This is a genomic window from Neobacillus niacini, assembly GCF_036961885.1.
GTDB lineage: Bacteria > Bacillota > Bacilli > Bacillales > Cytobacillaceae > Neobacillus > Neobacillus niacini_H.
The window spans coordinates 1-5,300 of the sequence record NZ_JBALNQ010000094.1; the positions used below are offsets into that span (position 1 = coordinate 1).

4 protein-coding genes are annotated in these 5,300 nt (G+C 33.9%); 2 read left to right on the top strand and 2 right to left on the bottom strand.

The window, feature by feature from the left end; translation table 11 throughout:
• Positions 1-118: 118 nt before the first annotated feature.
• Positions 119-418 (top strand): hypothetical protein, encoded by a 300-nt coding sequence (locus V7124_RS25845; RefSeq protein ID WP_335494769.1) that lies wholly within the window; start codon positions 119-121, stop codon positions 416-418.
• A 604-nt stretch (positions 419-1,022) separates the two neighbouring features.
• On the opposite strand, the gene V7124_RS25850 is transcribed toward V7124_RS25845, so the two are convergent.
• Together V7124_RS25850 and V7124_RS25855 are read right to left on the bottom strand one after the other, a co-directional pair.
• Complete coding sequence (locus V7124_RS25850; protein WP_335494772.1) at positions 1,023-2,183, bottom strand: cysteine desulfurase family protein; 1,161 nt, start codon at positions 2,181-2,183, stop codon at positions 1,023-1,025.
• A 198-nt stretch (positions 2,184-2,381) separates the two neighbouring features.
• Positions 2,382-2,657 (bottom strand): hypothetical protein, encoded by a 276-nt coding sequence (locus V7124_RS25855; protein WP_335494775.1) that lies wholly within the window; start codon positions 2,655-2,657, stop codon positions 2,382-2,384.
• Positions 2,658-3,032: 375 nt separating this feature from the next.
• Here V7124_RS25855 and V7124_RS25860 point away from each other — a divergent pair, with 375 nt between their 5' ends.
• Positions 3,033-5,003, top strand: coding sequence for a sigma-54-dependent Fis family transcriptional regulator (locus V7124_RS25860; RefSeq protein ID WP_335494777.1), 1,971 nt, complete (start codon positions 3,033-3,035; stop codon positions 5,001-5,003).
• Positions 5,004-5,300 lie beyond the last annotated feature (297 nt).

Below are 5,300 nucleotides of genomic sequence, written 5' to 3' on the forward strand. Positions count from 1 at the left end.
ATACAAACGTCGAAGAAATATTGGTTAATGCTTCAAGGTTTTTTATTCTCTTAATTTGGAGCAAACAATGAAAATTATTTCAAAAGAAGAAATTTTCAAAGACTAAATCCTAAATTGGATGAATCTAACATTATTCATGGTTGAGGATGAAGGCTTATCAAATGTATTAAAATATTTTTTGTTTTTGCAACAATGTACCGAAGATATAATAGATAATTCATCATTCACCTTTGAAGACATCCTTTATAGTCAGTACTATTGGTTTGTTATGTTTAAAAATCAATTTTTCTCTAGTTTTGGATATGATGGAGGGATGAACCAACAGGCATTTCTTCTTTTAGAAAAGATTTGTAATGAACAGGAAGGAAATGTAGATTGGGATGTAATTGAAGACATTGAAAATACAATTGCTGAATAGGAGGTATTAAGGAGAAATTGACCTAATGTCCTTTTTGTAATGAACAGTTAACATAATACTATTATGATTTAGGATGTGCTATTACAAACTCTTAGGATTGTAACTACGAAAAAGAAACCTAGATTACCACCCTAAAAAACAGAGGTACCATCCATAAAATTGGAAGGATCTAACTCCTAAGTTTATTTTTGTGTGAAATATAGATTTTATCCTGCAGAGATTGCTATCAAAAAATAAAAGATTAATAGATACCATAAAAATATAATTAGTACTATTGTTGTAGTTAATGTACGTCTTAGCCATTTTCGTTTTGGAAGGAATGCAAAAAAGTGTACCAAAAAAATTAGAATGATGTTAATTAAAAATGCTATTGTTTCTCTGCTACCTTCCTCTGGTGGAGAACTGAATGCATATGGATACTCTGTTAGGAGGTCGTATATAATTATCATGTTAAACGGAATTAGCCAAAAATTAAACTCCATATTTTCTAATAATCCAAATGTTGCTAAGATAACTATTATTGCTGTATAAACTAACATTATCCCAACCGTTTTTACTAGACTAGATTTCATAAAAAAACCTCTTTAGAGAATATCGTTTTATTTTATTTTCTTAAAAGCTCAACATTTTGAAGTCTACAATACTCAACAAGTGTCTGCACTAGGGTATCAATATCACTTTTAGTAGTTAGGTAGGAGAAGCTTATCCGCAGCGCACTGTCTGCAAGAGCACGACTAACTCCTAGTGATTCGAGCACAGAAGGGCCACGGGAAAAAGCAGTTTTAGATTTACAAGCTGCTGCACTGGATATAAAAATATCCCTGGAATCAAGGAACTCTACTATCTTTCTATTTGATAGCCCTGGTAGAGAGAAATTTACAATGTGTGGTGCTCCTTGCTGATTTGAATTTAATACCGCTTTCGGTATCTGAGCAACGATCAATTCCATACAATAATCCCTGAGCGCTTTCATATGCGAAATATCCTTTTGCATAGTGGAAAATTTGATTCGTACCGCTTCACCAAAAGCACTGATAAAAGGAGTATTTTCTGTTCCTGAACGCAAACCGTTTTCCTGTCCGCCCCCAAGTATACAAGAAAACATTTTTGTGCCATTTTTCACGTACAGCGCACCCACACCTTTAGGACCATGTATTTTATGTGCACTTATACTAATTAGGTCGGCGCCAAGGCTCGCTGCAGTGAATGGGACCTTGCCATACCCCTGTACCGCATCACAATGTAGAAGGGCGGGGGATTGCTTTTTTTGAATGATTTGTTTAATCTCTTTTATTGGGAAAATACAGCCTGTTTCATTGTTGACCAACATCGCGCTAACAAGGACTGTTTTGTCTGTAATCGCATTTTTTAACTCTTCCATGTCCAATACTCCATTAGGTGCTGGAATATAACTTACAGTCCATCCCTGTTTTTTTAAATCCCTGATTGTTTTCGTAACAGCAGCGTGTTCAGCAACTGTAGTCACGATATGATTTCCATTCATTGAATTAGCTAAGCAAGCTCCCTTTATTGCTAGGTTGTCAGACTCGGTACCTCCTGAAGTAAAGTAGATTTCATCAAACTCTGCTTCAAGCGAATCAGCAATCATTTGTCGTGCATGATCAAGTTCCATCTTACTTTCCTTACCTAGACGGTATGTTGAAGAAGGATTGCCGTATACGTCCGTAAGCATTTGCACTATTTTCTTCGTTACCTCTGGATAGGGTTTCGTAGTCGCACAATTATCTAAATAAATTTCTGGCATTTGTGTTCACACTTCCTATTAAAAAACTATTTCAATTTATACTCTTCCTGTCATTGTAACAATAAATTTAATAGGATGTTTAGTAAAATGACAAAAGTAGGATTTGAATAAATGAAAAACTATAGTCTAATAAAAGTGACAGGCACCCTCAAAAAATTAGATGGTGCCTGTCACCTTTTTTGTTCGATTGGTTTCCAATCATTTCTGTTTTCTTAATGCCAACATAGTTGTTTTCAATGAAGCATACGAACCAATTGCAGCACTTCCATAGAACCAACCCATAAAAAGACCTGGGATAAAATGATGGCGATGACTGATAAAAATTGAAATACCTAAACCAAGAATAAGCGCTATTGTTGGAACATACTTTTTCTTTATTTTAAAAATTACCTTTATCAGTTGAGTAATCAACATCACAGTGGGTACGGCGATCACAGCATCCCAAACGTTTGTATGTATTGTCGGAAAGTCCAAACCTATACACCTTCTTAACTTAATAAGTACCAAAACATGGAAAATCAAAATACTGCTAACAATATATCTTAACATTTAATATTCACTTGATTATATTTTTTTATAATCGATTTATTTTATCTTCGTGATAAATTGATGGTTGGTGAGATTCCAACTCCACCTCATTGTCTAGCTGCCACTTATTTGATTTTTTATCTAATTTATGTGGTAAAAATACGGATTCATCCCAAGAATTAGTTGGTTCCTGACACAAAAAATTCAGCGAATAATTAAAAAAGTTAGTTCTTGATTTCAGAAAAGTCTGAAAAATAAAAAGGAATTTTTAACTGTGTATTGAATTACTATTGAAAGAGCAATCGTTAGTAGGAGGTAGGTATGTTAAATTGTCTATTAAGTAACGAACAAATAAAAGATTTCCCTTCTCTAGATAAGCAACTACAGGATGATTGGGAATCCTTTATAGTAAGCGGACAAGCCCCATTCAACCTCAGAAGTGTAATTGCCTCATCATGGTCACGTAGCAGAAAATTTGGTGTAGATCCTTTCAAGAATATTAATAATCCTAAGTATAATGACTTCGAATTTGAAAGCATTCTTGAGCAAAACGTTCTCCTGCTTAACATAGCTGAAATGATTATTAAAGATCTTGTAGATAAGAATGCAAATGATCTTTTTTCAATCTTCATAACAAATCGGGAGGGAATACTACTTACTACTACTGGAACAGATCCTCTTAATCGTAAATTTCAAACACTCTATCAACCTGGAACAAATTGGGCAGAATTTTCTGCTGGTACCAATGCTATTGGCACATCCCTTTATGAAAAAAAACCCATGCAAGTGTTTGCTGGTGAACATTATTGTAAAATGAATCACTCATTAGTCGGCTCTGCAGCACCCATTTGTGATCCTTTTACAAAAGAACCCTTAGGAGTCTTATGTCTTGCCAGATTTAAGGATTTGGTTAATGCAAAGGACATTTACATAGTTTTAAATCGTAAACAACATATTGAACAGATGATTAGAACCAAACTAGTAAATGAAAATTATTTAAATCTAAATTCTTTACTCCAGTCAGACCAAAATCCATTATTATTTTTTAATAATGGTGGTATTATCACAAGTTTTAATAAAATTGCTCCAGATACTTTACAAATTCAAGTAGGAGATTCAATTCTAAAATTTATTGATCCAGAAATTTTTACAGCAATGGAGGAGCATCATTACCAATCACCAAATGGTTATGAATGGAGAATAAAAATTCAACCTTATGAACTTAACGGAACCCTATATGGCGGTCTAGCAACTTTCCATCGACCTACTGTAGCATCCTCTGTTTCATTTATGCCAACAAAAGGACAAACCAGGTATAACTTCCAAAATATAATTACCCAAGATGATGAGCTTACACGTATTATACATGTGGCGAAAAAAGCTTCCCACAGTGAAAAATCGATTTTGTTAACAGGAGAAACTGGAACAGGAAAGGAAGTATTTGCCCAATCCATTCATGTATATGGTCCAAGAAAAAATGCACCATTTATCGGAGTTAATTGTGGTGCCATTCCAAAGGAACTCATTGCAAGTGAATTATTTGGATATGAAGGTGGGGCATTTACAGGAGCAAATGCAAAAGGGAAAAAGGGGAGATTTCAATTAGCCCATGAGGGAACGATCTTCCTTGATGAAATTGGCGATCTTCCGCTAGATGTTCAAGTTTATTTACTTCGGGTTCTTGAAGAACGAAATGTTTTGCCGGTTGGTGGTAATAAACCGATTTCGATTAATGTCCAAGTTATTGCAGCTACGCACAAAGATTTAAAAAAGGAGATTGATGCTGGACGTTTTCGGGAGGACCTCTACTATCGCCTGAATGTCATACAATTATCTATCCCTCCATTACGTAAAAGATCAAGGGATATTTCCTTACTTGCAAGACTTTTTATTCAAAATAATAAATACACGGACCCACCTAGTATTAGCCCCAGTGCGATGAAAATTTTAGAATCCTATACCTGGCCTGGAAACATTCGCCAGTTAAAAAATGTAATAGAGCAAACTCTATTCTATTTAGATAAAAATAATATTGAAGTTTCAGATCTACCAAAGGAAATCCATGATGAGGAGACTCCAACTCCAGAAAATACAAGGAAAACAGAAAATAACCTTGTGAGAAAAAAGGTAAAGAAAAATCATTTAAGCAACAATATTTTAATTAGTACTTTAAAAAGTACGAACGGAAATATTAGTCAAGCAGCTAAACTTCTAAATACCTCAAGAATGACGATCTATCGGTTAATAAAAAGGATGGAAGCTGAGGGTGAAATCATATTAGATGAAAAATAATATTGTTTATTCACATCAAATCTGGGGCCTGTTTATTCAGCCTCCTTTTTTGTGAAGATTTACACTGTGACAATGTGACAAAATACTTTGGTATCAATGTTACAACTATACATTACTAATAATACAATTACATTTTATATTACAGCGTAATACACCCGAAGTTTAATAAACAAAATCCCTTAGTTAAACGATAAAACGTTTATCCTCAATTGTTTATTATTAATTAAGTCCTAAGTTGGCATGGAATTTGCATTTAAATATATCGAGAGTATCATACTCACTAACTAAATAGAATTA

What these genes read in the sequence shown, in the direction of transcription:
- V7124_RS25860 (WP_335494777.1), top strand. Translation starts at nt 3,033, where the DNA reads ATGTTAAATTGTCTATTAAGTAACGAACAAATAAAAGATTTCCCTTCT.
- V7124_RS25850 (WP_335494772.1), bottom strand. Translation starts at nt 2,183, where the DNA reads ATGCCAGAAATTTATTTAGATAATTGTGCGACTACGAAACCCTATCCA.
- V7124_RS25845 (WP_335494769.1), top strand. Translation starts at nt 119, where the DNA reads ATGAATCTAACATTATTCATGGTTGAGGATGAAGGCTTATCAAATGTA.